The organism is Mycetohabitans sp. B2, assembly GCF_021733735.1.
Classification (GTDB): Bacteria; Pseudomonadota; Gammaproteobacteria; order Burkholderiales; family Burkholderiaceae; genus Mycetohabitans; species Mycetohabitans rhizoxinica.
Window position 1 is genome coordinate 23,078 of record NZ_JAHKSP010000021.1, and the last position, 25,917, is coordinate 48,994.

General features: G+C 60.3%; 37 protein-coding genes. 35 read left to right on the forward strand and 2 right to left on the reverse strand.

Annotated features, from left to right (window positions below; translation table 11 throughout):
• Positions 1-83: 83 nt before the first annotated feature.
• From fusA to dsbD, 33 genes are all read left to right on the forward strand, one after another.
• Positions 84-2,186 carry an elongation factor G gene (fusA, locus tag KPG66_RS04555; RefSeq protein ID WP_013434779.1) on the forward strand — a complete coding sequence of 701 codons (2,103 nt, stop codon included), beginning with the start codon at positions 84-86 and terminating at the stop codon, positions 2,184-2,186.
• Between the two features lie 45 nt (positions 2,187-2,231).
• On the forward strand, positions 2,232-3,422 hold the full coding sequence (gene tuf / locus KPG66_RS04560; RefSeq protein ID WP_237070138.1) for an elongation factor Tu: 1,191 nt from the start codon (positions 2,232-2,234) through the stop codon (positions 3,420-3,422).
• Positions 3,423-3,549: 127 nt separating this feature from the next.
• Entirely contained in the window at positions 3,550-3,861 is a 312-nt protein-coding gene (gene rpsJ, locus KPG66_RS04565) for a 30S ribosomal protein S10 (RefSeq protein ID WP_013434780.1), read from the forward strand.
• Between the two features lie 208 nt (positions 3,862-4,069).
• Positions 4,070-4,726: a 50S ribosomal protein L3 gene (gene rplC / locus KPG66_RS04570; RefSeq protein ID WP_041754147.1), complete on the forward strand. Its 657-nt coding sequence runs from the start codon at positions 4,070-4,072 to the stop codon at positions 4,724-4,726.
• A 2-nt stretch (positions 4,727-4,728) separates the two neighbouring features.
• Positions 4,729-5,349, forward strand: a complete 621-nt coding sequence (gene rplD / locus KPG66_RS04575) for a 50S ribosomal protein L4 (RefSeq protein ID WP_041753257.1) — start codon at positions 4,729-4,731, stop codon at positions 5,347-5,349.
• Positions 5,346-5,660, forward strand: coding sequence for a 50S ribosomal protein L23 (gene rplW, locus KPG66_RS04580; protein WP_013434783.1), 315 nt, complete (start codon positions 5,346-5,348; stop codon positions 5,658-5,660). The genes rplD and rplW overlap by 4 nt, the downstream gene beginning before the upstream one ends.
• 2 nt (positions 5,661-5,662) lie before the next feature.
• On the forward strand, positions 5,663-6,490 hold the full coding sequence (rplB, locus tag KPG66_RS04585) for a 50S ribosomal protein L2 (protein WP_013434784.1): 828 nt from the start codon (positions 5,663-5,665) through the stop codon (positions 6,488-6,490).
• A gap of 10 nt (positions 6,491-6,500) precedes the next feature.
• On the forward strand, positions 6,501-6,776 hold the full coding sequence (gene rpsS / locus KPG66_RS04590) for a 30S ribosomal protein S19 (RefSeq protein WP_013434785.1): 276 nt from the start codon (positions 6,501-6,503) through the stop codon (positions 6,774-6,776).
• Between the two features lie 12 nt (positions 6,777-6,788).
• On the forward strand, positions 6,789-7,118 hold the full coding sequence (gene rplV, locus KPG66_RS04595; protein WP_013434786.1) for a 50S ribosomal protein L22: 330 nt from the start codon (positions 6,789-6,791) through the stop codon (positions 7,116-7,118).
• A gap of 11 nt (positions 7,119-7,129) precedes the next feature.
• Complete coding sequence (gene rpsC / locus KPG66_RS04600) at positions 7,130-7,933, forward strand: 30S ribosomal protein S3 (RefSeq protein WP_013434787.1); 804 nt, start codon at positions 7,130-7,132, stop codon at positions 7,931-7,933.
• 2 nt (positions 7,934-7,935) lie between these two features.
• Positions 7,936-8,352, forward strand: coding sequence for a 50S ribosomal protein L16 (rplP, locus tag KPG66_RS04605; RefSeq protein ID WP_013434788.1), 417 nt, complete (start codon positions 7,936-7,938; stop codon positions 8,350-8,352).
• Between the two features lie 11 nt (positions 8,353-8,363).
• Positions 8,364-8,558 (forward strand): 50S ribosomal protein L29, encoded by a 195-nt coding sequence (gene rpmC, locus KPG66_RS04610; RefSeq protein WP_013434789.1) that lies wholly within the window; start codon positions 8,364-8,366, stop codon positions 8,556-8,558.
• Positions 8,555-8,827, forward strand: a complete 273-nt coding sequence (gene rpsQ, locus KPG66_RS04615; protein WP_013434790.1) for a 30S ribosomal protein S17 — start codon at positions 8,555-8,557, stop codon at positions 8,825-8,827. The genes rpmC and rpsQ overlap by 4 nt, the downstream gene beginning before the upstream one ends.
• 298 nt (positions 8,828-9,125) lie before the next feature.
• Positions 9,126-9,494 (forward strand): 50S ribosomal protein L14, encoded by a 369-nt coding sequence (rplN, locus tag KPG66_RS04620; RefSeq protein WP_013434792.1) that lies wholly within the window; start codon positions 9,126-9,128, stop codon positions 9,492-9,494.
• A 9-nt stretch (positions 9,495-9,503) separates the two neighbouring features.
• Positions 9,504-9,812, forward strand: coding sequence for a 50S ribosomal protein L24 (gene rplX / locus KPG66_RS04625; protein ID WP_013434793.1), 309 nt, complete (start codon positions 9,504-9,506; stop codon positions 9,810-9,812).
• Between the two features lie 14 nt (positions 9,813-9,826).
• Entirely contained in the window at positions 9,827-10,366 is a 540-nt protein-coding gene (gene rplE / locus KPG66_RS04630) for a 50S ribosomal protein L5 (protein WP_013434794.1), read from the forward strand.
• A gap of 7 nt (positions 10,367-10,373) precedes the next feature.
• Positions 10,374-10,679: a 30S ribosomal protein S14 gene (gene rpsN, locus KPG66_RS04635; protein ID WP_013434795.1), complete on the forward strand. Its 306-nt coding sequence runs from the start codon at positions 10,374-10,376 to the stop codon at positions 10,677-10,679.
• Positions 10,680-10,691: 12 nt separating this feature from the next.
• Positions 10,692-11,087, forward strand: coding sequence for a 30S ribosomal protein S8 (gene rpsH / locus KPG66_RS04640; protein WP_013434796.1), 396 nt, complete (start codon positions 10,692-10,694; stop codon positions 11,085-11,087).
• Between the two features lie 21 nt (positions 11,088-11,108).
• Positions 11,109-11,642, forward strand: coding sequence for a 50S ribosomal protein L6 (gene rplF / locus KPG66_RS04645; protein WP_237070139.1), 534 nt, complete (start codon positions 11,109-11,111; stop codon positions 11,640-11,642).
• Positions 11,643-11,654: 12 nt separating this feature from the next.
• Entirely contained in the window at positions 11,655-12,020 is a 366-nt protein-coding gene (gene rplR, locus KPG66_RS04650; RefSeq protein ID WP_013434799.1) for a 50S ribosomal protein L18, read from the forward strand.
• Positions 12,021-12,035: 15 nt separating this feature from the next.
• A complete protein-coding gene (gene rpsE, locus KPG66_RS04655) occupies positions 12,036-12,554 on the forward strand; it encodes a 30S ribosomal protein S5 (RefSeq protein WP_013434800.1) in 519 nt (172 codons plus the stop codon).
• Positions 12,555-12,569: 15 nt separating this feature from the next.
• On the forward strand, positions 12,570-12,752 hold the full coding sequence (gene rpmD / locus KPG66_RS04660; protein ID WP_041753260.1) for a 50S ribosomal protein L30: 183 nt from the start codon (positions 12,570-12,572) through the stop codon (positions 12,750-12,752).
• Positions 12,753-12,778: 26 nt separating this feature from the next.
• Positions 12,779-13,213 (forward strand): 50S ribosomal protein L15, encoded by a 435-nt coding sequence (rplO, locus tag KPG66_RS04665; RefSeq protein WP_041753262.1) that lies wholly within the window; start codon positions 12,779-12,781, stop codon positions 13,211-13,213.
• A gap of 44 nt (positions 13,214-13,257) precedes the next feature.
• A complete protein-coding gene (secY, locus tag KPG66_RS04670) occupies positions 13,258-14,592 on the forward strand; it encodes a preprotein translocase subunit SecY (protein WP_041753264.1) in 1,335 nt (444 codons plus the stop codon).
• Between the two features lie 11 nt (positions 14,593-14,603).
• Complete coding sequence (gene infA, locus KPG66_RS04675; RefSeq protein WP_041753265.1) at positions 14,604-14,822, forward strand: translation initiation factor IF-1; 219 nt, start codon at positions 14,604-14,606, stop codon at positions 14,820-14,822.
• A 20-nt stretch (positions 14,823-14,842) separates the two neighbouring features.
• Positions 14,843-14,959 carry a 50S ribosomal protein L36 gene (gene rpmJ / locus KPG66_RS04680; protein ID WP_041754149.1) on the forward strand — a complete coding sequence of 39 codons (117 nt, stop codon included), beginning with the start codon at positions 14,843-14,845 and terminating at the stop codon, positions 14,957-14,959.
• Between the two features lie 34 nt (positions 14,960-14,993).
• The gene (gene rpsM, locus KPG66_RS04685; protein WP_013434807.1) at positions 14,994-15,359 is read left to right on the forward strand and encodes a 30S ribosomal protein S13; all 366 of its coding nucleotides are present in this window, start codon (positions 14,994-14,996) and stop codon (positions 15,357-15,359) included.
• Positions 15,360-15,387: 28 nt separating this feature from the next.
• Complete coding sequence (gene rpsK, locus KPG66_RS04690) at positions 15,388-15,792, forward strand: 30S ribosomal protein S11 (protein WP_013434808.1); 405 nt, start codon at positions 15,388-15,390, stop codon at positions 15,790-15,792.
• A gap of 148 nt (positions 15,793-15,940) precedes the next feature.
• Positions 15,941-16,564, forward strand: coding sequence for a 30S ribosomal protein S4 (gene rpsD, locus KPG66_RS04695; protein ID WP_013434810.1), 624 nt, complete (start codon positions 15,941-15,943; stop codon positions 16,562-16,564).
• Between the two features lie 133 nt (positions 16,565-16,697).
• The gene (locus KPG66_RS04700) at positions 16,698-17,675 is read left to right on the forward strand and encodes a DNA-directed RNA polymerase subunit alpha (RefSeq protein WP_013434811.1); all 978 of its coding nucleotides are present in this window, start codon (positions 16,698-16,700) and stop codon (positions 17,673-17,675) included.
• Positions 17,676-17,840: 165 nt separating this feature from the next.
• Positions 17,841-18,236 (forward strand): 50S ribosomal protein L17, encoded by a 396-nt coding sequence (gene rplQ, locus KPG66_RS04705; RefSeq protein ID WP_237070140.1) that lies wholly within the window; start codon positions 17,841-17,843, stop codon positions 18,234-18,236.
• Between the two features lie 156 nt (positions 18,237-18,392).
• Positions 18,393-18,743, forward strand: coding sequence for a divalent-cation tolerance protein CutA (gene cutA / locus KPG66_RS04710; RefSeq protein WP_237070141.1), 351 nt, complete (start codon positions 18,393-18,395; stop codon positions 18,741-18,743).
• Positions 18,736-20,601, forward strand: coding sequence for a protein-disulfide reductase DsbD (gene dsbD / locus KPG66_RS04715; RefSeq protein WP_237070142.1), 1,866 nt, complete (start codon positions 18,736-18,738; stop codon positions 20,599-20,601). Before cutA ends, dsbD begins: the two co-directional genes overlap by 8 nt.
• Positions 20,602-20,859: 258 nt before the next feature.
• Here the strand turns inward: dsbD and hemB are convergent, their stop codons facing one another.
• Complete coding sequence (gene hemB / locus KPG66_RS04720) at positions 20,860-21,861, reverse strand: porphobilinogen synthase (protein ID WP_013434816.1); 1,002 nt, start codon at positions 21,859-21,861, stop codon at positions 20,860-20,862.
• Between the two features lie 212 nt (positions 21,862-22,073).
• Positions 22,074-22,742, reverse strand: coding sequence for a ribosome biogenesis GTP-binding protein YihA/YsxC (gene yihA, locus KPG66_RS04725; RefSeq protein WP_237070143.1), 669 nt, complete (start codon positions 22,740-22,742; stop codon positions 22,074-22,076).
• Between the two features lie 201 nt (positions 22,743-22,943).
• Here yihA and KPG66_RS04730 point away from each other — a divergent pair, with 201 nt between their 5' ends.
• Positions 22,944-23,603 (forward strand): c-type cytochrome, encoded by a 660-nt coding sequence (locus tag KPG66_RS04730; protein ID WP_041753269.1) that lies wholly within the window; start codon positions 22,944-22,946, stop codon positions 23,601-23,603.
• 37 nt (positions 23,604-23,640) lie between these two features.
• Positions 23,641-25,917 (forward strand): cytochrome c biogenesis protein ResB, encoded by a 2,277-nt coding sequence (locus tag KPG66_RS04735; RefSeq protein WP_237070144.1) that lies wholly within the window; start codon positions 23,641-23,643, stop codon positions 25,915-25,917.

Consider the following 25,917-nt stretch of genomic DNA (forward strand, 5'->3'; position numbering starts at 1 on the left):
GGGTGCGCTTCCGAAGCGCCTCGCCCGTTTGTGTTAAGGCGCACCGGGGTTCTCCCGCTGCGCAATCCTCTTGAGAGATTAAAGTGGCTCGTAAGACTCCTATCGAGCGTTACCGTAATATCGGTATCAGCGCTCACATCGACGCCGGCAAAACGACGACGACCGAGCGCATCCTGTTTTACACCGGTGTGAATCACAAAATCGGCGAAGTGCACGATGGTGCCGCGACGATGGACTGGATGGAGCAGGAGCAGGAACGTGGTATCACGATCACGTCCGCTGCGACGACGGCGTTCTGGAAAGGGATGGGCAACAACTACCCAGAACACCGCATCAACATCATCGACACGCCGGGGCACGTGGACTTCACGATTGAGGTCGAGCGCTCGATGCGCGTGCTCGACGGCGCGTGCATGGTGTACTGCGCGGTCGGTGGCGTGCAGCCGCAGTCGGAAACCGTGTGGCGTCAGGCCAATAAGTACAAGGTGCCGCGGCTCGCGTTCGTCAATAAGATGGACCGTACCGGCGCGAACTTCTTCAAGGTGTATGACCAGTTGAAGACGCGCCTGAAAGCCAATCCGGTGCCGGTCGTCGTGCCGATCGGCGCGGAGGAGTCGTTCAGGGGGGTCGTCGACCTGTTGAAGATGAAGGCGATCATTTGGGACGACGCGTCGCAAGGAACGAAGTTCGAATATGCTGACATCCCGGCTGAACTCGTGGACACGTGTAACGAGTGGCGCGAAAAGATGATCGAGTCGGCGGCCGAGGCGAGCGAGGCGCTGATGGAAAAGTATCTCGGTGGCGAAGCGCTGACCGAGGCCGAGATCATCAAGGCGCTGCGCGATCGCACGATCGCCTGTGAAATCCAGCCGATGCTGTGCGGGACCGCGTTTAAGAACAAGGGCGTGCAACGCATGCTGGACGCGGTGATCGACTTCCTGCCGTCGCCGGTCGACATTCCGCCGGTTAAGGGCGAGACCGAGAGCGGCGAGGGTGCCGAGCGCAACGCATCCGATGACGAGAAATTCTCGGCGCTCGCGTTCAAGATCATGACGGACCCGTTCGTCGGTCAGTTGATCTTCTTCCGCGTGTACTCGGGCGTTGTGAACTCCGGCGACACGGTGTTGAACTCGACGAAGGGCAAGAAGGAGCGCGTCGGTCGTATTCTGCAGATGCATGCGAACCAGCGCGAGGAAATCAAGGAAGTGCGCGCTGGTGACATCGCCGCGGCGGTTGGCCTGAAGGAAGCGACCACCGGCGATACGCTGTGTGATCCGGCCAATCCGATCGTGCTTGAGCGCATGGTGTTCCCGGAGCCGGTAATCTCGCAGGCCGTCGAGCCGAAGACAAAGGCCGACCAGGAGAAGATGGGGATTGCGCTGAACCGCCTTGCGCAGGAAGACCCGTCTTTCCGCGTGCAGACCAACGAGGAATCCGGTCAGACGATCATCTCCGGCATGGGCGAGCTGCATCTGGAGATTCTCGTTGATCGGATGAGGCGTGAATTTAATGTCGAGGCGACGGTGGGTAAGCCGCAGGTTGCGTATCGTGAAACGATTCGTAGCACGGCGGCGGACGTCGAGGGCAAGTTTGTCAAGCAGTCCGGTGGTCGCGGCCAGTACGGTCACGCGGTCATCACGCTGGAGCCGAACGAGCAGGGCAAGGGCTATGAGTTCCTCGACGAGATCAAGGGCGGCGTGATTCCTCGCGAGTACATTCCGGCCGTCGATAAGGGTATTCAAGAAACACTGAAGAGCGGCGTGCTGGCTGGCTTCCCGGTCGTTGACGTGAAGGTGCATCTGACGTTCGGCTCGTACCACGACGTGGACTCGAACGAAAACGCGTTCCGGATGGCCGGCTCGATGGCGTTTAAGGAAGCGATGCGCCGTGCCAATCCGGTGATTCTCGAGCCGATGATGGCCGTCGAAGTCGAAACGCCGGAAGAGTACATGGGCAACGTGATGGGCGATCTGTCGGGTCGTCGTGGCATCGTGCAAGGCATGGATGACATGGTGGGTGGCGGCAAGATCGTTCGTGCCGAGGTGCCGCTGTCGGAAATGTTCGGTTATTCGACGTCGCTGCGCTCGCTGACGCAGGGCCGTGCGACGTACACGATGGAGTTCAAGCACTACGCCGAGGCTCCGCGCAACGTGGCTGATGCGATCATCAACGCGAAAGCGAAGTGATCGGTTGGCAACGCATTCACGAAACACTTTTGAAAGAAGAGAAACATGGCTAAAGGTAAATTTGAACGGACCAAGCCGCACGTGAACGTGGGCACGATCGGTCACGTTGACCATGGCAAGACCACGCTGACGGCGGCGATCGCGACGGTGCTGTCGTCGAGGTTTGGCGGCGAAGCGAAGAAGTACGACGAGATCGACGCGGCGCCGGAAGAGAAGGCGCGTGGTATCACGATCAACACGGCGCACATCGAGTACGAGACAGAGCAGCGTCACTATGCGCACGTGGACTGCCCGGGTCACGCGGACTACGTGAAGAACATGATCACGGGCGCGGCGCAGATGGACGGCGCGATCCTGGTGGTGTCGGCCGCAGACGGCCCGATGCCGCAAACGCGTGAGCATATTTTGCTGGCGCGTCAGGTGGGCGTGCCCTACATCATCGTGTTTCTGAACAAGTGCGACATGGTGGACGACGCGGAGCTGCTCGAGCTGGTGGAAATGGAAGTGCGCGAGCTGCTGTCCAAGTACGAGTTCCCGGGCGACGATACGCCGATCATCAAGGGCTCGGCGAAGCTGGCGCTGGAAGGGGACAAGGGCGAGTTGGGCGAAGCAGCGATCATGAGCCTGGCCGATGCGCTGGATACGTACATTCCGACGCCGGAGCGTGCGGTAGATGGCACGTTCCTGATGCCGGTGGAAGACGTGTTCTCGATCTCGGGTCGTGGCACGGTGGTCACGGGCCGCGTGGAGCGCGGGGTGATCAAGGTTGGCGAGGAAATCGAGATCGTCGGTATCCGTGACACGACGAAGACGACGTGCACGGGCGTGGAGATGTTCCGCAAGCTGCTGGACCAGGGCCAGGCCGGTGACAACGTGGGTATCTTGCTGCGTGGTACCAAGCGCGAGGATGTGGAGCGTGGCCAAGTGCTGGCCAAGCCGGGCACGATCACGCCGCACACGCACTTCACGGCGGAAGTGTACGTGCTGAGCAAGGATGAGGGCGGGCGCCACACGCCGTTCTTCAACAACTACCGGCCGCAGTTCTATTTCCGCACGACGGACGTGACCGGCTCGATCGAGTTGCCCAAGGACAAGGAAATGGTGATGCCGGGTGACAACGTGTCGATCACGGTCAAGTTGATCGCGCCGATCGCGATGGAAGAAGGGCTGCGCTTTGCGATCCGCGAAGGCGGCCGTACCGTCGGCGCCGGTGTCGTCGCCAAAATCATCGAGTAAAATCGCCGGTTTGCTGTAGCAGTACGTCGTAGTGTCCGGAGCGGGCCGCCCGTTTCCCGATCGGGGCCTGCTCCACGTTCTTTGGTTATGGCGATGTCATGTCGCCTCGCTCTTTACAGGAAATGTCATGCAAAAGCAGAAAATCCGTATCCGCCTGAAAGCTTTCGACTACAAGCTGGTCGATCAATCAGCGCGGCAGATTTTCGAGACGGTACAGCGCACCGGCGCGATCCTCGTCGGCCCGATCCCGCTGCCGCGGCGCATCCAGCGCTTTGACATCCTGCGTTCGCCGCACGTGAATAAGACGTCGCGCGATCAGCTGGAAATCCGCACGCACCTGCGTCTGCTGGATATCGTCGACCCGACTGATAAGACCGTGGATGCGCTCATGAAGCTCGACTTGCCGGCGGGCGTCGATGTCGAAATCAAGCTGCAGTAACGCGGCTTTGCGGCGCCCCATGCATGGCGATGGCGTGGCGTGCCTAAGTCATTGATTGCTTGCGAAAAACGAAAAGCCTTGCTACAATGCTAGGCTTTTCGCGTATTTGCGTTAAAAAGCCGTGTGGCAGGCGGGCGTCAGCCTCTTGCCTGCTCGCCGGTGTTTCGTAATCAGCCCCGACCAATCGCAGTCGGGAATGGAGAAAACGATGAGCCTTGGACTCGTAGGTCGCAAGGTTGGGATGACCCGTATTTTCACGGCTGACGGTGATTCAATTCCCGTGACCGTGCTGGACGTGTCGGACAACCGCGTGACGCAGATCAAGACCGTTGAAACGGACGGTTATACGGCCGTGCAAGTTGCTTTCGGCGAGCGTCGCGCGTCGCGTGTGACCAAGCCGCTGGCCGGTCATCTCGCCAAAGCCGGTGTTCAAGCCGGTGAAATCCTAAAGGAATTTCGCATCGAAGCCGACAAGGCGGCCGAGCTGTCGCCAGGCTCGGTGGTCGGTGTCGATTTATTCGAAGTGGGTCAGAAGGTCGACGTGCAGGGCGTGTCCATCGGTAAGGGCTATGCCGGTACGATCAAGCGCTACAACTTCGGTTCGGGCCGCGCGTCGCACGGTAACTCGCGTTCGCACAATGTGCCGGGCTCGATCGGCATGGCGCAGGATCCGGGCCGTGTGTTCCCGGGCAAGCGCATGACCGGCCACCTCGGTGATGTGACGGCCACCACGCAGAATCTCGAGATCGCACGTATCGACGCGCAGCGCAAGCTTATCCTCGTTAAAGGTGCGGTGCCGGGCGCAAAGGGCGGCAAAGTTTTTGTGACGCCGGCCGTCAAGGCTCGCGCGAAGAAGGGGGCGTGACAATGGAATTGAAGCTCCTGAACGACCAAGGTCAGGAAAGCGCGGGTGTGAACGCATCGGACATCGTGTTCGGTCGTGATTACAATGAAGCGCTGATCCACCAGATCGTCGTCGCGTACCAGGCGAACGCGCGCAGCGGTAATCGCGCGCAGAAGGATCGCGAGCAAGTCAAGCACACGACTAAGAAGCCGTGGCGCCAGAAGGGCACGGGCCGCGCCCGTGCTGGTATGTCGTCAAGCCCGTTGTGGCGCGGCGGTGGCCGTATCTTCCCGAATTCGCCGGAAGAAAACTTCGGCCAGAAGGTCAACAAGAAGATGTTCCGCGCCGGCGTCTGCTCGATCCTGTCGCAGCTTGCCCGCGAAGGCCGTCTGTCGGTGGTCGAGGACATCAAGCTCGACGCGCCGAAGACCAAGCTGCTGGCGGCCAAGTTCAAGGCCATGGGGCTCGAGTCGGTGCTCGTGATTACCGATACCGTCGACGAGAACCTGTACCTTGCGTCGCGCAACCTGCCGCATGTGGCGGTTGTCGAGCCGCGTTATGCCGACCCACTGTCGCTGATCTACTTCAAAAAAGTGCTGGTCACGAAGGCTGCGGTCGCCCAGATCGAGGAGTTGCTGTCATGAGCGAAATTCGCAAGAACGATCATCGTTTGATGCAGGTTCTGCTCGCGCCGGTGATCTCCGAGAAGGCGACGCTGGTGGCCGACAAGAACGAGCAAGTCGTATTCGACATCGCGCCCGACGCCACGAAGCAGGAAGTCAAGGCGGCAGTCGAATTGCTGTTCAAGGTCGAAGTGGACTCGGTCAACGTGCTGAATGTGAAGGGCAAAGCCAAGCGCTTTGGCCGTTTCATGGGCCGCCGCAAGGACGTGCGCAAGGCGTACGTGAACCTGAAGCCGGGCCAGGAAATCAATTTTGAAGCGGAGGCCAAGTAATCATGGCACTCGTTAAGCTCAAACCGACTTCGCCTGGCCGTCGTGCGATGGTGAAGGTGGTCAACAAGGACCTGCATAAGGGCAAGCCGTACGCGGCGCTGCTCGATAAGCAAAGTTCCACGGCTGGCCGCAACAATAATGGTCATATCACGACGCGCCACAAGGGCGGTGGTCACAAGCATCACTATCGCGTGGTCGATTTCCGTCGCAACAAGGACGGTATCCCGGCGAAGGTCGAGCGTCTCGAGTACGACCCGAACCGTAGCGCGAACATTGCCCTGCTGTGCTATGCCGATGGCGAGCGCCGCTACATTATCGCGCCGAAGGGCGTGATGGTTGGCACGCAACTGTTGTCGGGCTCGGAAGCGCCGATTCGTGCAGGCAATACGCTGCCAATCCGCAATATTCCGGTGGGTACGACTATTCACTGTGTCGAAATGCTGCCGGGCAAGGGGGCGCAAATCGCGCGCTCGGCCGGCGCGTCGGCGATGCTGCTGGCTCGCGAAGGCACGTATGCGCAGGTTCGTCTGCGCTCGGGTGAAATCCGGCGCGTGCATATCGAATGCCGTGCAACGATCGGTGAAGTCGGCAACGAGGAGCACAGCCTGCGCCAGATCGGCAAGGCTGGTGCGAATCGCTGGCGCGGTATCCGTCCGACGGTCCGCGGTGTGGCCATGAACCCGATCGACCACCCGCACGGTGGCGGCGAGGGTCGTACGGCGGCGGGTCGCGATCCGGTCAGCCCGTGGGGTACGCCGGCGAAGGGCTTCCGCACGCGTCGCAACAAGCGCACGACGACGATGATCGTCCAGCGCCGTCACAAGCGTTAAGGAGTAGGCAATGGCACGTTCTGTTAAAAAAGGTCCGTTCTGCGACGCCCATTTGCTGAAGAAGGTTGAGGCGGCTGCAGCTTCGCGTGATAAGAAACCGATCAAGACCTGGTCGCGTCGTTCGACGATCCTGCCGGATTTCATCGGCTTGACGATCGCCGTGCACAACGGCCGCCAGCATGTTCCGGTGTATGTGTCGGAAAACATGGTCGGCCACAAGCTCGGCGAATTCGCGTTGACCCGTACCTTTAAGGGGCACGCGGCCGACAAGAAGGCCAAGAGATAAGGGGCAATCAAGATGGAAGTGAAGGCAATTCATCGCGGTGCCCGCATTTCGGCGCAGAAGACGCGCCTTGTGGCCGACCAGATTCGCGGTTTGCCGGTTGACAAGGCCCTAAATATTCTGACGTTTTCGCCGAAGAAAGCGGCGGGTATCGTCAAGAAGGTGGTGCTGTCGGCGATCGCCAATGCGGAACACAACGAGGGTGCAGACATCGACGAGTTGAAGATCAAGACGATCTACGTCGACAAGGCAGCTTCGCTGAAGCGTTTCACCGCGCGCGCGAAGGGTCGTGGCAACCGTATCGAGAAGCAATCCTGTCACATCACTGTGACGGTCGGGAATTAAGGGGTCACACGATGGGACAGAAAATTCATCCGACTGGCTTCCGCCTGGCTGTCAGCCGTAACTGGGCATCGCGTTGGTACGCGAACAATACCCAGTTCGCGGGGATGCTGAAGGAAGACATCGGTGTTCGCGAATACCTGAAGAAAAAGCTGAAGAACGCGTCGGTGAGCCGCGTCGTGATCGAGCGTCCTGCAAAGAACGCGCGGCTCACGATTTTCAGCTCGCGTCCGGGCGTTGTGATCGGCAAGAAGGGCGAGGATATCGAGTTGTTGAAGACCGAACTGCAGCGCCGCATGGGCGTGCCGGTTCACGTCAACATCGAGGAAGTCCGGAAGCCGGAAACCGATGCGCAACTGATCGCCGATTCGATTACACAGCAGCTCGAGCGCCGGATCATGTTCCGTCGCGCGATGAAGCGCGCAATGCAAAATGCGATGCGTTTGGGTGCGCAGGGCATCAAGATCATGAGCGCGGGTCGTCTGAACGGCATCGAAATCGCACGGACTGAATGGTACCGTGAAGGCCGTGTGCCACTGCACACGCTGCGCGCCGACATCGATTATGCGACGTCGGAAGCGAAGACGACGTACGGCATTATCGGCGTCAAAGTGTGGGTCTACAAAGGCGATACACTTGGCCGCAACGATATGCCGGTCGCCGAAGAGCCGGTGGAAGATAAGCGCGCACGCCGCAATGCCCGTCCGGGCGATCGTCGCCCGCGCCGTGATGGCGAAGGCGGTGCACCGGGCGCACGTCGGGGCGGTCCGCGCCGTAGTGGTGCCGGCGCTGGCGGCGACGCGAAGAGTGGAGAATAACCATGCTGCAACCGAAACGCAGAAAGTACCGCAAAGAGCAAAAAGGTCGTAACACTGGCGTCGCAACGCGTGGTAACGCGGTGTCGTTCGGTGAATTCGGCTTGAAAGCGGTCGGGCGCGGCCGTTTAACCGCGCGTCAGATCGAATCCGCGCGGCGAGCGATGACCCGTCACATCAAGCGTGGCGGCCGCATCTGGATTCGCATCTTCCCGGACAAGCCGATTTCGCAAAAGCCGGCTGAAGTACGGATGGGTAACGGTAAAGGTAACCCTGAGTACTACGTCGCTGAGATCCAGCCCGGCAAGATGCTGTATGAAATGGATGGCGTTAACGAAGAGCTGGCGCGTGAGGCGTTCCGTCTGGCAGCGGCGAAGTTGCCGCTGAAGACGATGTTCGTCGCCCGCCAGATCGGCGCCTAAGGAGTCAAGCGATGAAAGCTTCCGAACTTCGCGACAAGGATCAGGCCGCGCTCAACAAGGAGCTGTCGGACCTGCTGAAAGCCCAATTCGGTCTGCGCATGCAGCTCGCGACCCAACAGCTGCAGAACACCAGCCAGCTGAAGAAGGTCCGCCGCGACATCGCGCGTGTGCGTACCGTGTTGACTGAAAAGGCGAACCAGAAATGAACGATAGCGTTAAAACCTCGCTTAAGCGGACGCTGGTCGGCAAGGTCGTCAGCAATAAGATGGACAAGACCGTGACCGTGCTCGTCGAGCATCGCGTCAAGCACCCGATCTACGGCAAGTACGTTGTGCGCTCGAAGAAGTATCACGCGCACGACGAGGCGAACACATACAACGAGGGTGACCTCGTGGAGATCCAGGAAAATCGTCCGATTTCGAAGACGAAGGCCTGGACCGTGTCTCGCCTGGTTGAAGCGGCGCGCATCATCTGAGCGAAGGTGGCGTGAGCCACCGCAGTATCGCAATAAGTCGTTGCAAGTCCGGGATTATTTGTTATAATCTCGGACTTCCCTCATATAAGGGGTGCCCCGTCGCGGGTAAGTGGTGGGGCTGAGCTGGCCAGTGCGCGTGTGGGTGGCTGTCATCCGCGCCGCAGGATTCACCGATTGCGATGGCGGGTTTCGTCTGCCGTCGCTGCTGTTCTAACCCAAGCAGCCGAGCGGCTGACGGGACCAAGACTGACCGGCCGCGCCATGGTGGCGTGCCGGATTAAGTTGGGAAAGATAAACCATGATCCAGACCGAAACTCGGCTTGAAGTAGCCGACAACACGGGTGCACGCGAAGTGTTGTGCATCAAGGTGCTCGGCGGCTCGAAGCGTCGTTACGCGAGCATTGGCGACATCATCAAGGTGAGCGTCAAGGAAGCCACGCCGCGTGGGCGCGTCAAGAAGGGCGAAATCTACAACGCCGTGGTGGTCCGTACCGCCAAAGGCGTGCGTCGCCAGGACGGCTCGCTGATCAAGTTCGACGGCAATGCCGCCGTGCTTCTGAACAACAAGCTTGAGCCGATCGGTACGCGCATTTTCGGGCCGGTCACGCGTGAATTGCGTAGCGAACGTTTCATGAAGATCGTTTCGCTCGCGCCGGAAGTGCTGTAAGGAGTCGCGATGAACAAGATTCGCAAGGGTGACGAAATCATCGTCATCGCAGGCAAGGACAAGGGCAAGCGCGGTACCGTGCTGGCGGTTGCGGGCGATCGTGTGACGGTTGAAGGTATCAATCTCGTGAAGAAGCACGTGAAGCCGAACCCGATGAAGGGCACGACCGGCGGTGTGGAAAGCAAGTCGATGCCGTTGCACATCTCCAACGTCGCGTTGGTCGATGCGAACGGCCGTGCATCGCGAGTGGGCATCAAGGTCGAGGAGGGCAAGAAGGTGCGCTTCCTGAAGACCACCGGTGCTGTGCTGAGCGCCTGAGTCGGGAGTCGAAAATGGCACGTTTGCAGCAGGTTTACAAAGAGAAGATTGTTCCCGAACTGACGCAAAAGTTCGGCTACAAGTCCGTGATGGAAGTGCCGCGCATCACCAAGATCACGTTGAATATGGGTCTTGGCGAGGCGGTCGCTGACAAGAAGATCATCGACAATGCGGTGGGTGATCTAACGAAGATCGCCGGTCAAAAGCCGGTCGTGACGAAGGCGCGTAAGGCGATCGCGGGCTTCAAGATCCGCCAAGGCTATCCGATTGGCGCGATGGTCACGCTGCGTGGTCGCGCGATGTATGAGTTCCTGGATCGCTTCGTGACGATCGCGCTGCCTCGGGTGCGCGATTTCCGCGGCATCTCGGGCCGGGCATTCGATGGCCGCGGCAACTACAATATCGGGGTGAAGGAGCAGATCATTTTCCCCGAAATCGATTACGACAAGATCGACGCGCTGCGTGGGCTGAATATCAGCATCACGACGACTGCGAAGACCGACGAAGAAGCGAAGGCACTGCTCGCCAGCTTCAAGTTCCCGTTCAGAAACTGAGGTTACCGTGGCTAAACTGGCACTGATCGAACGTGAAAAGAAGCGTGCTCGTCTCGCAGCGAAGTATGCGCCAAAGCGCGCGGCGCTGAAGGCGATCATTGACGATACGAGCAAGTCCGACGAAGAGCGCTACGAAGCGCGCCTGAAGCTGCAGCAACTGCCGCGCAACGCGAACCCGACCCGCAAGCGCAATCGCTGCGCGATCACCGGGCGTCCGCGTGGCACGTTCCGCAAATTTGGCTTGGCGCGCGGCAAGATTCGCGAAATCGCATTCCGCGGCGAGATTCCCGGCCTGACGAAGGCGAGCTGGTAAGGAGCAACATAAATGAGCATGAGTGATCCTATCGCCGATATGCTGACTCGCATCCGCAACGCGCAGATGGTCGAGAAGGCTGCGGTGACGATGCCCTCGTCGAAAGTGAAGGTCGCAATCGCGCAGGTCCTGAAGGACGAAGGCTATATTGACGACTTCGCCGTGAAGGCCCACGGCCCGAAGGCGGAACTGAACATTGCGCTGAAGTACCACGCCGGCCGGCCGGTCATCGAGCGTCTGGAGCGTGTGTCCAAGCCCGGGTTGCGTGTGTATCGCGGTCGCAACGACATCCCGCAGGTCATGAATGGCCTTGGCGTCGCCATCGTGTCCACGCCCAAGGGTGTCATGACCGATCGCAAAGCGCGCGCCACGGGTGTGGGCGGCGAAGTCATTTGCTACGTCGCGTAAAGCCCGACAGGAGAGTGAAACATGTCTCGAGTAGGTAAGAGCCCGATTCCTCTGCCCAACGGTGCTGAGGTGACGCTGGGCGATACGCAGATTACGCTGAAGGGGCCGTTGGGCACGATTTCTCAGGCGCTGAACCCGCTTGTGAAGGTGATCAACGACAACGGCGAACTGAAGTTCCAACCGGCCGATGAATCGCGCGAGGCGACTGCGCTGTCTGGCACGATGCGCGCGCTCGTTGCGAACATGGTGAACGGCGTGACGAAGGGCTTCGAGCGCAAGCTCACGCTGGTCGGCGTTGGTTACCGTGCGCAGGCGCAAGGCGACAAACTGAATCTGTCGCTGGGCTTCTCGCATCCGGTCGTGCATCAGATGCCGGAAGGTGTGAAGGCGGAAACGCCGTCGCAAACGGAAATCGTCATCAAGGGGATCGACAAGCAGAAGGTCGGCCAGGTTGCCGCCGAAGTGCGCGGTTACCGTCCGCCTGAGCCCTACAAGGGCAAAGGTGTGCGCTACGCCGACGAAGTCGTGATCCTCAAGGAAACGAAGAAGAAGTAAAGGTGCGCAATCATGGATAAGACTCAATCTCGCCTGCGCCGTGCTCGTCAAACGCGTATCAAGATCGCTGAGCTGCAGGTTGCGCGTCTGGCCGTGCACCGCACCAACCAGCATATCTACGCGCAGGTGTTCTCGCCGTGTGGTACGAAGGTGGTGGCGAGCGCATCGACCGTTGAGGTCGAGGTGCGCCAGCAACTGGCCGACAAGTCGGGCAAGGGCGGTAATGTCGCCGCGGCTCAGCTGATCGGCAAGCGTATCGCCGAGAAGGCCAAGGCTGCCGGTATCGAATCCGTCGCCTTCGACCGCTCGGGCTTCCGCTATCATGGCCGCGTCAAGGCGCTTGCCGATGCCGCGCGTGAAGCCGGGCTCAAGTTCTAAGGATAGGGATTCGTCATGGCAAAGATGCAAGCGAAGGTTCAGGCCGACGAACGCGACGATGGCCTGCGCGAAAAGATGATCTCGGTCAATCGTGTGACCAAGGTCGTGAAGGGTGGCCGGATTCTCGGTTTCGCCGCGCTGACGGTGGTTGGCGACGGGGATGGCCGGGTTGGTATGGGCAAGGGCAAGGCCAAGGAAGTACCGGTCGCCGTCCAAAAGGCGATGGAGCAGGCTCGCCGCAACATGTTCAAGGTGCCGCTGAAGAACGGCACGCTGCAGCATGAGGCGCACGGCAAGCACGGTGCGTCGCAGGTGTTGCTCGCACCGGCCAAGCAAGGTACCGGCGTGATTGCCGGCGGCCCGATGCGTGCGGTGTTCGAGGTGATGGGCGTGACGAACGTTGTGGCGAAAAGCCACGGTTCGACGAACCCATACAACCTCGTTCGCGCCACGCTCAACGGTCTGCGTCGCCAGTCCACGCCAGCCGATATTGCGGCTAAGCGCGGCAAGAGCGTCGAAGAAATTTTGGGTTAAGGCGGGGTGGTCACCATGTCTGGAAAAACTGTCAAGGTCCAGCTCGTCAAGAGCCTGATCGGTACCCGCGACACACATCGCGCGACGGTGCGCGGCCTCGGCCTGCGTCGCCTAAACTCGGTGAGCGAATTGCAGGACACGCCGGCGGTGCGCGGCATGATCAACAAGGTTTCGTACCTCGTCAAGGTCATCGGCTAAGCGCGACACGAGCTTAAGGAGTGAAGATGGAATTGAACAACCTGAAGCCGGCTGCAGGCTCGAAGCACGCAAAGCGTCGCGTCGGTCGTGGCATCGGCTCCGGCCTGGGCAAGACGGCGGGCCGTGGTCATAAGGGTCAGAAGTCGCGTTCGGGCGGCTTCCATAAGGTGGGCTTCGAAGGCGGTCAAATGCCATTGCAGCGCCGCTTGCCCAAGCGCGGATTCACGTCGCTGACGAAGGAGTTCGTTGGTGAAGTGCGTCTGGGCGACCTGGAGAAGCTGCCGGTCGACGAAATCGATCTGCTGGCGCTGAAGCAAGCGGGCCTCGTGGGTGAGCTGATCAAGAGCGCGAAGATCATTGCGACCGGCGAGATCAAGCGCAAGGTCACGATCAAGGGGTTGGGTGCCACGAAGGGCGCGCGCACTGCGATCGAAGCTGCGGGCGGTTCGTTTGCTGAGTAAGTCGTTGCAGACGCAGTCACTCGGATTTGCTACGGAGAAGGTTCTTGGCTAACAGCCCGACTTTCGCAAAGACTGGACGCAGTGGGCCGAAGTACGGCGATCTGCGTCGGCGGCTGGTCTTCCTGCTGCTGGCGTTGATCGTCTACCGGATCGGCGCGCATATCCCGGTGCCGGGAATCGATCCTGACCAACTGGCCAAGCTGTTCCAAAGCCAGTCCGGCGGCATCCTGGCCATGTTCAACATGTTCTCGGGTGGCGCGCTGTCGCGGTTTACGGTGTTTGCGCTGGGGATCATGCCGTACATCTCGGCATCGATCATCATGCAGCTGCTCGCGATCGTGTCCCCGCAGTTGGAAGCGCTGAAGAAGGAAGGGCAGGCGGGTCAGCGCAGGATCACCCAGTACACGCGCTACTTCACGGTGGCGCTGGCGACGTTCCAGGCGTTCAGTATCGCGGTTGCGCTTGAGAATCAGCCCAACCTGGTGATCGATCCGGGCATGATGTTCCGGCTCACGACGGTAGTGACGCTGGTGACCGGCACGATGTTCCTGATGTGGCTCGGCGAGCAGATCACCGAGCGCGGCTTGGGCAACGGGATTTCGATCATTATCTTCGGTGGTATCGCGGCGGGTTTCCCGAACGCGATCGGCGGGTTGTTCGAGCTGGTGCGCACGGGCTCGATGAGCATCATCTCGGCGATTATCATCGTCGTGCTGATTGCCGCGGTCACGTATTTGGTCGTGTTTATCGAACGGGGGCAACGCAAGATCCTTGTGAACTATGCGAAGCGCCAAGTCGGTAACAAGATCTATGGTGGTCAGTCGTCGCACCTGCCACTGAAGCTGAACATGTCGGGTGTGATTCCGCCGATTTTCGCGTCGTCGATCATTCTGCTGCCGGCGACGATCGCGAACTGGGTCAGCTCCGGTGCAAATATGCGTTGGCTGCATGACCTGGCGTCGACGTTGGCGCCGGGGCAACCGGTGTACGTGATGTTGTACGCGTTGGCGATTGTTTTCTTCTGCTTCTTCTACACTGCGTTAGTGTTCAATAGCAAGGAAACGGCCGACAACCTGAAGAAAAGCGGTGCCTTTGTTCCGGGGATTCGCCCGGGTGAGCAGACTGCGCGTTACATCGACAAGATTCTCACGCGTTTGACGCTAGCCGGTGCGGTCTATATCGTATTCGTGTGCCTCTTGCCCGAATTCCTGGTACTGCGCTGGAACGTGCCGTTCTACTTCGGCGGCACTTCGCTGCTGATCATTGTCGTCGTGACGATGGACTTCATGGCGCAGGTCCAGTCGTACGTTATGTCGCAACAGTATGAATCGCTGCTCAAGAAAGCCAATTTCAAGGGCGGCAACCTCCCGATGCGTTGAGCACAAGGAATATGGCCAAAGACGATGTCATTCAGATGCAAGGTGAGGTCATTGAGAACCTTCCTAATGCAACATTCCGGGTCAAACTGGAAAACGGCCATGTCGTGTTGGGGCATATCTCCGGAAAGATGCGGATGCACTATATCCGGATCCTCCCGGGCGACAGGGTAACGGTGGAATTGACGCCTTACGATCTGTCTCGTGCGCGGATCGTGTTCCGGGCGAAGTGATTGAGAAAAAGGGTAATATCATGAAAGTGATGGCATCGGTTAAGTGCATTTGCCGCAATTGCAAAATCATCAAGCGCAAGGGCGTCGTGCGCGTCATTTGCAGCTCGGATCCGCGTCACAAGCAGCGCCAGGGCTAAGGCCACGCTTGCGCTTTTTGTTTGAGGAAAAACAATGGCTCGTATCGCAGGGGTTAACATCCCCGTTCACAAGCACACCGTGATCGGCCTGCAGGCGATTCTCGGTATTGGTGCCTCGCGCGCACGGTTGATCTGTGTGGCCGCTGGCGTGGACACTTCGAAGAAGGTCAAAGAACTGACCGACGCGGATCTCGAAAAGCTGCGCGATGAAGTCGCGAAGTTCGTCGTCGAGGGCGATTTGCGCCGCGAAGTGACGATGAACATCAAGCGCAAGATGGACATCGGTTGCTACGAAGGCGTCCGCCATCGTAAGGGTCTGCCCATGCGCGGTCAGCGCACGCGCACGAACGCCCGTACCCGTAAGGGTCCGCGTCGTGCAGCCCAAGCGCTGAAGAAGTAAGCGGAACTGACAGTTACAGGAAAACGTAATGGCTAAGGCTTCGAACAGCAGCGCGGCGCAACGCGTTCGCAAGAAGGTCAAAAAGAACGTCGCTGAGGGCGTGGTGCACGTCCATGCGTCGTTCAATAACACGATCATCACGATCACGGATCGTCAGGGCAACGCACTGGCGTGGGCGACATCGGGTGGTCAAGGGTTCAAGGGGTCGCGCAAGTCAACCCCGTTCGCTGCGCAGGTTGCCGCCGAGTCGGCCGGCCGCGTCGCGGTCGAGTATGGCGTGAAGAACCTCGAGGTCCGGATCAAGGGTCCGGGTCCGGGTCGCGAATCGGCGGTTCGCGCGCTGCACGGCCTTGGCATTAAAATCACGTCGATTTCTGATGTGACACCGGTGCCGCACAACGGATGTCGTCCGCCGAAGCGCCGCCGCATCTGATGCTGGCAAGTGTATTGGAGCCTGTTGCCGCGCACGGCAACAGGCTCGCTGCATTGAGTTTATCGACTAAGTCCACCGTTCGGCCCAAAGGGCGCGAACTAGCGCGGATCGGCCAGACCCGCGTGAATCAACGTTAAGGAATTGCAAAGTGGCACGCTATACCGGTCCAAAAGCAAAACTGTCCCGCCGCGAAGGCACCGATCTGTTCCTGAAGAGCGCGCGTCGCTCGCTCGCCGATAAGTGCAAGCTCGACAGCAAGCCGGGTCAGCATGGTCGTACGTCGGGCGCCCGCACGTCCGACTACGGTCTGCAACTGCGCGAAAAGCAAAAGGTGAAGCGGATCTACGGCGTGCTCGAGCGTCAGTTCCGTCGTTACTTCGCCGAAGCCGATCGCCGCAAGGGCAACACCGGCGAAACGCTGCTGCAACTGCTCGAGTCGCGTCTGGACACGGTCGTGTATCGCATGGGCTTTGGCTCGACGCGCGCTGAAGCGCGTCAGCTGGTCAGCCACAAGGCGATCACCGTGAACGGCCAAGTGGCGAACATCCCGTCATTGCAGGTGAAAGCCGGCGACGTGGTTGCTGTGCGCGAGCAAGCGAAGAAGCAGACACGGATTCAAGAGGCGTTGTCGCTGGCCGAGCAGAACAACTTCCCGGGCTGGGTGTCGGTCGATGCGAAGAAGTTTGAAGGCACCTTCAAGCACGTGCCGGAGCGTAGCGACATTGCCGGCGACATTAACGAAAGCCTGATTGTCGAATTGTACTCGCGCTAATCGTATCGACGGCCGAGCTGCTTGTCCGCGCGGGTGCGCCCGTGTGCGCCGGTGGCTCGGCTGTTCGTTTTTCAGGTTGTCACCGGTCAGCCTTATCGGTGTAACGAGCCGAGGGTATTGAAAAGGAAAACCTATGCAAACCAGTTTGTTGAAGCCCAAGATCATCGCAGTGGATTCGCTTGGCGACAACCACGCGAAAGTGGTCATGGAACCGTTTGAACGCGGTTATGGTCACACCTTGGGCAATGCGCTCCGGCGTGTTTTGCTATCGTCGATGATCGGCTATGCGCCGACCGAAGTGACGATCGCCGGCGTCGTGCACGAGTATTCGACGCTCGACGGTGTGCAAGAGGACGTGGTCAACCTGCTGTTGAACCTCAAGGGCGTGGTGTTCAAGCTGCACAACCGCGATGAAGTGACCGTCACGCTGCGCAAGGAAGGCGAGGGTGTGGTGATCGCCGGTGACATCGAAGTGCCGCACGATTGCGAGGTCATCAATCCAGAGCACGTTATCGCCCATCTCTCCAAAGGCGGCAAGCTCGACGTGCAGATCAAGGTCGAGAAGGGTCGTGGCTATGTGCCGGGCAACGTGCGCCGCTATGGCGACGAAAGCGCAAAGGTCATCGGCCGCATTGTGCTCGACGCGTCGTTCTCGCCGGTTCGCCGAGTCAGCTACGCGGTTGAGAGTGCACGGGTTGAGCAGCGTACCGACCTGGACAAGCTTGTAATGAACATCGAGACCAATGGTGTGATTTCGCCGGAGGAAGCGATTCGTCAATCGGCTCGTATCCTGGTCGACCAGTTGTCCGTGTTCGCGGCACTGGAAGGCACCGAAACGACGGCTGAAGCGCCGTCGCGTGCACCGCAGATCGATCCGATCCTGCTGCGTCCGGTCGACGATCTCGAGCTGACGGTGCGCTCCGCGAACTGTCTGAAGGCCGAGAACATCTACTATATCGGTGACCTGATCCAGCGGACCGAGAACGAGTTGTTGAAGACGCCGAACCTGGGCCGCAAGTCGTTGAACGAGATCAAGGAAGTGCTCGCTTCGCGTGGCTTGACGCTCGGCATGAAGCTGGAAAATTGGCCGCCGGCTGGCCTCGACAAGTAACCGGCGGGCGTTGCTGCCCGTTGTAATGAACTGGCAATGGCGCGGATATTCTTTTAAAATCCGCGTCTTGTCGTATCCCGTACCGGCCCGTGCACGTTCCTCGTATCTCGTATCGAGTCGCGCAATAGAAGAGCTGGATCAAAACTCTGAATCAAGGAAACTGAAATGCGTCACCGTCACGGTTTGCGGAAACTGAACCGCACGAGCAGCCACCGCTTGGCGATGCTCCGTAATATGTCGAACTCGTTGATCGAGCATGAAGTCATCAAGACGACGTTGCCTAAAGCAAAAGAGCTTCGCAAGGTTGTCGAGCCGTTGATCACGCTGGGCAAGAAGCCGTCCGTCGCGAACCGCCGTCTTGCCTTCGCACGGTTGCGTGACGACAAGTCGGTATCGAAGTTGTTCGAAGTGCTCGGTCCGCGCTACGCAACGCGCCCGGGTGGCTATCTGCGGATCCTGAAGTTCGGCTTCCGCGTTGGCGATAACGCACCGATGGCGCTGGTTGAGTTGGTTGACCGTCCGGTCGTCGAGGAAGCAGCGGAAGTGGCAGAAGGCGAATAAGCGCTGCGTCAGCAAATCAAAGGCCAAGCCCAGCTTGGCCTTTTTCTTTATGTGGCGCACCCCGGAGGCTGGTTTGGCGCACGAACACGATCGCGCACGGATGTTACGATATCGCAGTAGAGGCGGCGTGCCCGGTAGGCTGTCGCCCATCATTTAATGATGCCGGAGGAACGTGTGTCATCGACCATCATTCTGATGCTCACGACATTGCCCGATGCCCAGGCTGCGGCGACGCTTGCTCGCGCCGTACTGGACGCGCGGTTAGCGGCCTGTGTGACGCAGCTTGCGCCGTCGCACTCGGTCTATCATTGGCAAGGTGGGCTCGAACACGCAGACGAGGTGCCGCTGTTGTTCAAGACGACGGTGGCGCGTGCGCTCGATTTAGAAAAGTTTATTGCCGCAAACCATCCGTATCAGACGCCGGAGATTCTGTCCTGGTCCGCTGCGTCGTCGCCTGCCTACGCGTTGTGGGTCGACACGGAGACATCACGTCCGATACATGTTTAGTTCGTCTTTCAAACGTTCGGCTGCTGCGTCATGGTTGACCTGGATCGCGCTGATTATCGCGGTGCTGTGGATAGCACTGGCGTTTCGCGCCGCGTGGGCGAGCGACGCGTTTCTCGATCCACAAGACGCGTTTCAGTTTAGCTCGGTCGAAAAGCCGGGGACGGTCGAGTTGCATTTCAGCATTGCCGACGGCTACTACCTGTACCGTGAACGCTTTGCATTTGCCGTCAAGTCGGGCGATGCTACGCTGGGGGCGCCACAGCTGCCGCCTGGCAAGATTAAGTTCGACCCAACCTTCAATCAGGACGTCGAGACGTACCGCGGCAAGCTTGTCGTCACGGTGCCCATTAGCCGCGCGGGTGGCGCATTCGATCTTGTCGTGACGTCGCAGGGCTGCGCGGACCAGGGGATCTGTTACCCGCCGGCCGAGCACGTCGTGCATCTGAGCGGCCCGGCAGTAAAGGCTGGCGTAGTAGGTGCGACGGCGACCGGTGACGGCAACGCACGAGCGGGTCCGTTAATCGAGCGCTTCTTCAGCGCCGACGATGCGCAGGCAGTGTTGCAACAGGACGGATTATTTGCTGTGCTGGCGTTCTTCTTTGCCGGTGGCATCGTATTGAGCTTGTTTCCCTGCTCGCTGCCGATGATTCCGATTCTGTCATCGATCATTGTTGGCCAAGGGGCGCACGTGACGCGCGCGCGCGGCTTCACGCTGTCCGTGACCTATGTGCTTGGTATGGCGCTGGTGTACGCGTTGCTCGGCGTAGCGGCTGCGGCGATCGGCCAAAGTCTCGGGGCGTGGTTGCAGAACCGGTGGGTGCTCGGTGTCTTTGCGATACTGATCGCGGGGATGGGGTGCCTGTTGTTGGCGGGTCGGGATATTCAGTTGCCACAGGGGCTGCAGGACCGCGCCAATGCGCTGTCGCAGCGCCAGGCGGGGGGGCGGTTTGCGGCCGTCTTTATCATGGGGGCGTTGTCAGCTGTCGTCGTCGGCGCATGTATGACCGCGCCGCTGGCTGCGATCTTGCTATTCATCGCGCATACCGGCAACGTCGGCGTAGGGGCCGCATCGCTGTTCGCGATGGGCCTCGGCAATGGCGTGCCGCTACTGGTCGTTGGGATCGGGGCCGGCACGCTGCTACCGCGCGCGGGTCGCTGGATGGACGCCGTCAAGCGTATTTTCGGCATGATGCTGCTGGCCGTCGCGCTGTGGCTCGTGGCACCGGTGTTGCCCGGCACGATCTCGATGTCGCTGGCGGCGCTGTGGTTGATGTTCACGGCAGCGCTACTGCGGCTTTTTGATCGCTCGACCGGCACGGTATCGATTGGGACGCGATTGGGCAAGGGCTTGGCCGCGGCGCTTGCCGTGTGGGCTGTCGCGCTGCTGGTTGGGGTGGCCGCCGGTTCGTCGGATCCGCTCAGACCGCTCGCTGTCTTTGCCGGCGCGCGGACCGGGTCCGGGACGGCAGCAACGATCGCCGTCACTCTACCTACCTTTACCCCGGTCACGTCGACGGCACAGTTGGATCAGGCGCTGGGCGCGGCGCGACGGCCGGCGATGTTGGATTTTTACGCGAACTGGTGCACCAGTTGCAAGGAAATGGAGCAGTTCACATTCAGTGACGAGCGTGTGCGGACGAAATTGGCGTCGATGCGCCTGCTGCGTGCCGATGTGACGGCGAACAACGCCGACGACCAGGCGTTGCTGCGGCGTTTTCGGCTGTTTGGGCCGCCCGGAATCATTTTCTTCGACGCCCAAGGCCGAGAACTGGCTCGAGTCGTTGGCTATCAGTCGCCGGAGCTTTTCCTGAAAAGCCTAGATCGCCTGATCGGTGCCCCGTCCCCTATCGCCGGCTAAAAGACTGGGAGCAGGCGCTGCTGGCGACGTGACGCCGGAGCATGCCATAGGCGGGACCCGCTGCTAGATCACCGGCGCTGGACCGCCTACCGTGGATAGGCCCCGCCGGATCGTCCCCACCCAATTGCGCCCCCGGATCACCGTTGCGGGAGCGACTCCCCTGGATAGGGCTCCGCCTGGTCGCGCCCGCTGGATCGCGCCTGCTGGATTGCTCAGGTTGGATGGGTTGGATCGCGCCCATGCGAGGTGGGGGCGGCATCAGCAACGCTGTTCCCGCAGGATACGGGCGGCATCCAGTGCAAAATAGGTCAGCACACCATCCGCGCCAGCCCGCTTGAATGCCAGCAACGACTCCATAACGACCTTGTCGTGATCCAGCCAGCCGTTTTGTGCGGCGGCCTTCAGCATCGCGTACTCGCCGCTGACCTGATACGCATAGGTTGGAAAGTGAAAGGCCTCTTTCACCCGATATACGATGTCCAGGTACGGCATGCCAGGCTTGACCATGACCATGTCCGCGCCTTCCTCAATGTCCAACTGGACCTCGCGTAGCGCTTCGTCGCCATTGGCTGGGTCCATTTGGTACGTCATCTTGTTACCCTTGCCTAGATTGGCCGCCGAGCCGACCGCGTCACGGAACGGACCGTAAAATGCTGACGCATACTTGGCCGCATAAGCCATGATCCGGGTATGGATATGACCTTCGTTCTCGAGCATTGCGCGGATCGAGCCGATCCGGCCGTCCATCATGTCCGATGGCGCCACGATATCGACGCCGGCCTGTGCTTGCGTGCGTGCCTGCTCGACAAGCAGTGCTGATGTCACGTCGTTGATCACATAGCCATGCTCATCCAGCACGCCGTCTTGTCCGTGGCTCGTGTACGGATCCAGCGCGACGTCGGTCAGCACGCCAAGCTCGGGAAAGCGGCGCTTAAGCTCGCGTACCGCTCGCGGGATCAGCCCGTCGGGATTGCTCGCCTCCCGTCCGTCTGGCGTCTTCAGCGAGGGTTCGATCGCCGGAAACAACGACAGCACCGCAATGCCGGCCTTGACACATTGTTCAGCCACACCCATTAACAGATCGATTGACGTACGTTCGACGCCCGGCAATGAGGCCACTGGTTGGCGAACCTGCGTGCCTTCGACGACGAATACTGGGTAGATCAGATCATCCGTCGTCAGGTGGTTCTCACGCATTAGGCGGCGCGAGAAATCATCGCGACGCATGCGACGTGGACGGTATTGGGGAAAGAAGCTCATAGGGATGGGTATTCGAGTCGGTTATTGGACAGATGGCAATGCCCAAAACTTTTCAGGCCATTGGTATATCATACCGAGCGAGTGCCGCACGATGTGCGGAACTCCCCGCTTCTCCTCCCTGAGCGGGTGCCTGTCGTTCTACGATTAGGCTGTTGACCCGCCGCGTGACGGCGGGTTTTTTTATCGGCGCCTCATTTATCGGTGCCTTATGCCTATTCGCTCGCATCGGGGTCGGACTGCGCATCCGCTTGTGAGGCGGCGTCAGGTGCCAACCAGTGCTCCAGCTGTGTGTGAGCCTGGTCCAGGCCGATGCGCTTGAGAGCCGAGAACAGCTGTATCGTGATCTCGCTGCGCAGACCGGCAGCCTGGTAAGCGGTGGCGGCTTTTTGCGCGGCACGCAGGGCATTCGTGCTTTCCTGGCGCGTCAATTTGTCGCATTTGGTCAGCAGCACGTGGATCGGCCGCGCGGTCGCGCCGAACCACTCGACCATGCGTCGGTCCAGTTCCGTGAATGGCCGCCGTGAATCCATCATGAGGATCAGGCCGCGGATCTGCGGCCGCGTCGTCAGGTAGGTGCTCAGTAACGCCTCCCAATGCGCCTTCGCGGCGCCAGGCACTTCGGCGTATCCGTACCCGGGCAGATCTACCAGATGCGCAACGGGCGCATCCGCCGGCCCGATTGCAAAGTAATTGATATGCTGGGTGCGCCCGGGCGTCTTGCTCGCGAACGCAAGCCGCTTTTGGTTGCACAACACGTTGATTGCCGTGGACTTGCCGGCGTTGGAGCGGCCGGCGAATGCCACTTCCGGCTGTATCGTCGCGGGCAGGTCGCGCAGATGGTTGACGGTCGTAAAAAAACGGGACTGATGTAGCAAGGGCATGGGATCACCAACAGGGCGGCGCAATGCAAGGGCAGTGGCCGGGCAACCCCGGGCTGGCATCAACGCGAATAGCGCGTTATTGTACAATGCGACGGTTCACTGACGATCCAATGCGTGCCCGCCGGGTCGCCGGAGGCTGCCTACCGTCGTTTGTTGCAGAACCTCAGTTCTCTTTCCTACAAGACGAAACAAGGTGTGCGAATGAACCGATTGAGCAAGTCTGTGGTCGTGCTTCAAATGTTGGCAGGAATCGGTGCGGTGTCGGGATGGACGGGGTTGGCAGGCGCGGCGGATGCGCCGGCAAAGCCGGACCTCAATCGGGGACAAGCCATTGCCGCCCAGGTGTGTGCGACGTGTCATGGCACGGACGGCAACAGCGTGGGTGGGGCATTCCCGAAGCTTGCCGGACAGCACGCGGACTACACCGTTAAGCAATTGATCAATTTTAAGACGCAGCCGGGGGCGAAGCAACCGGAGCGCCAGAACGACGTGATGGCCCCTTTTGCCGCTGCGCTGTCGGACCAGGACACAGCGAACGTGGCGGCCTATTTCGCGTCGCAGCAGCAAACGCTCGGTTTCGCGCGCGACAACGCGCTGGTGGCGGTGGGCCAGCGAATCTGGCGCGGCGGCATCCCAGAGAAGGGCGTGCCGGCGTGTGCGGGTTGTCATGGACCCGCCGGCGCCGGGATCCCGGCGCAGTATCCGCGCCTGGCCGGGCAGTGGAGCGACTACACGATCGCGCAATTGAGGGCGTTCGCGCAAGGCACGCGCAACAACAACGTGCCGATGAGCCAGATCGCGGCGCGGCTCAGCGATCATGAGATCAAGGCGGTGGCCGACTACATCAGCGGCTTGCGGTAATGCGGCGCTGGCGGGCAGCGTCCCAATGGAGTGTGAATTGAGTGTTTCAACGTCGGGCGTGCAGATTCGTACCGGACATCGAATCGTGCGCGACGCGATCGAGCTACTCAGCTCGATGCGCTTTGCGATCAGCCTGCTGGTCATTCTTGCGATCGCGAGCGTCATCGGCACGGTACTGACGCAGGAAGACCCCTACCCGAACTACGTTAACCAGTTCGGTCCGTTCTGGGCCGACATCTTCCGCGCGCTCAGGTTGTACACGATGTACAGCGCGTGGTGGTTCCTGCTAATTCTTGCGTTTCTGATCGTGTCGATCTCGCTGTGCGTGATCCGCAATGCGCCGAAGATGATCGCCGACATGAAAAGCTGGAAGGAGCGCGTGCGCGAGGGCAGCTTGCGCGCATTCCACCACAACGCGGAGTATGTGGCAACGATGGACCGGGAGCAGGCGGCGCAGACGCTCGGCGCGCTCGTGCGCCGGCTCGGCTATCAGATGCGGACCGTGCCGTGCGACGAACCAGACGGGGTGGCGACGCTGATCACCGCCAAGCGTGGCGCATTCAATAAGCTCGGCTATATCTTTGCCCATCTGGCGATCGTCGTGATTTGCCTCGGCGGGCTGCTTGACAGCAACCTACCGATCAAGCTGCAAATGTGGCTATTCAACAAGACCCCTGTGCAGTCCAACCAGGTGATCAGCCAGATTGGCGCGGAGCACCGGTTGTCGGCGTCCAATCCAACCTTTCGGGGCTATGCCTGGGTGCCGGAAGGCCAGCATGTGTCCACGGCAATACTGAACCAGCAGAATGGTTCCCTGATTCAGGATTTGCCATTCTCGATCGAGTTGAATAAGTTTATCGTCGATTATTACTCGACCGGCATGCCCAAGTTGTTCGCCAGCGACATCGTCGTGGTCGACCATGACAGCGGCAAGCGCATCCCGGCGCGTGTCGAAGTCAACAAGCCGTTCGTCTACAACGGCGTGGCTATCTACCAATCCAGTTTTCAGGATGGGGGCTCGACGATGCGCATGATCGCTTACCCGATGACCGGCACTGGCAGCCAGCCCGTGCCGCTTGACGGTACGATCGGCGAATCGATGCCGCTGGGATCGCTCGGGCAGGACGACACCGTCGAGTTCACGGATTTTCGTGCCATCAATGTCGAGAATGTTTCGAACGGCGCCGGGCAGAAGGATGCGCGCGGCGTATCGCATCAATCGCTCAAACAGGCGTTTGACGAACGGTTGGGATCGGGCGCGAAGACCTCGAAACCGGTCGAGCTGCGCAATGTCGGTCCGTCCGTGCAGTTCAAGATTCGCGACAAGAACGGGCAGGCGCATGAATATAATAATTACATGCTGCCGGTGCTGATCGATGGCCAGCGCTTGTTTCTGGCAGGCATGCGCAGTCGTCCCGATGATCCGTTTCGCTACTTGCGCATTCCGGCGGACAACGCCGGCTCCGTCAATGAGTGGATGCGGCTGCGCGCAGCGCTGGCGGATCCCATCGTGCGCGACGAGGCGGCGCGCCGATTCGCCGTACGGTCGATGCCGTCGGCCGGCAGTAGCGAATTGCAGAGCCATTTGTGCGACAGCGCCGCGCGCGTGCTGAACCTGTTCGCCGGCGGCGCACGCACCGATGGCATGCCCGCCGGCACGCCCCCGAGCGGCGGATTCCAGGCCGTGGCCGAGTTCATTGACCATTCGGTGCCGAGCGCGGAGCAGCAAAAGGCAGCCGAGTTGTTGTTGCGGATGCTCGAAGGGGCGATCTGGGAAGTGTGGCAAATCGCACGGGAGCGCGCCGGGGAGCCACCCGCGCCGCCCGACGCCGATAACATGCGCTTCATGCAAAGCGCCATGAATGCGTTGTCGGACAGTTTTTTCTACGGTGCGCCCGTGTACCTGCAACTTGACTCCTTCGAGCAGGTGCAGGCGTCGGTGTTTCAGCTGACCCGCGCGCCCGGCAAGTCTCTCGTGTATCTTGGCAGCATCCTGCTCGTGCTGGGCATCTTTGCGATGTTCTACGTGCGCGAACGCCGCCTGTGGATCTGGCTCAAGCCCGAGGGACCGCACGGCGGCACCCGCGTCCTGATGGCCATGTCCACGGCCCGCAGAACGCTCGATTTTGCTAGCGAATACGCGCGCGTGCGCGACGCACTGGGCGCGGCGCTGGGTGTACGGCCGCTCGATGCCGGCCCGTCGCATGTTGCCACGTCCCATGCCGATACGCATTCGTTTGATGCCGGCGACGACGCACCGTCGTCGCAAACGGGTGACACGTCGGCACCAACCTTGCGATCCCCGCAAAAGTGA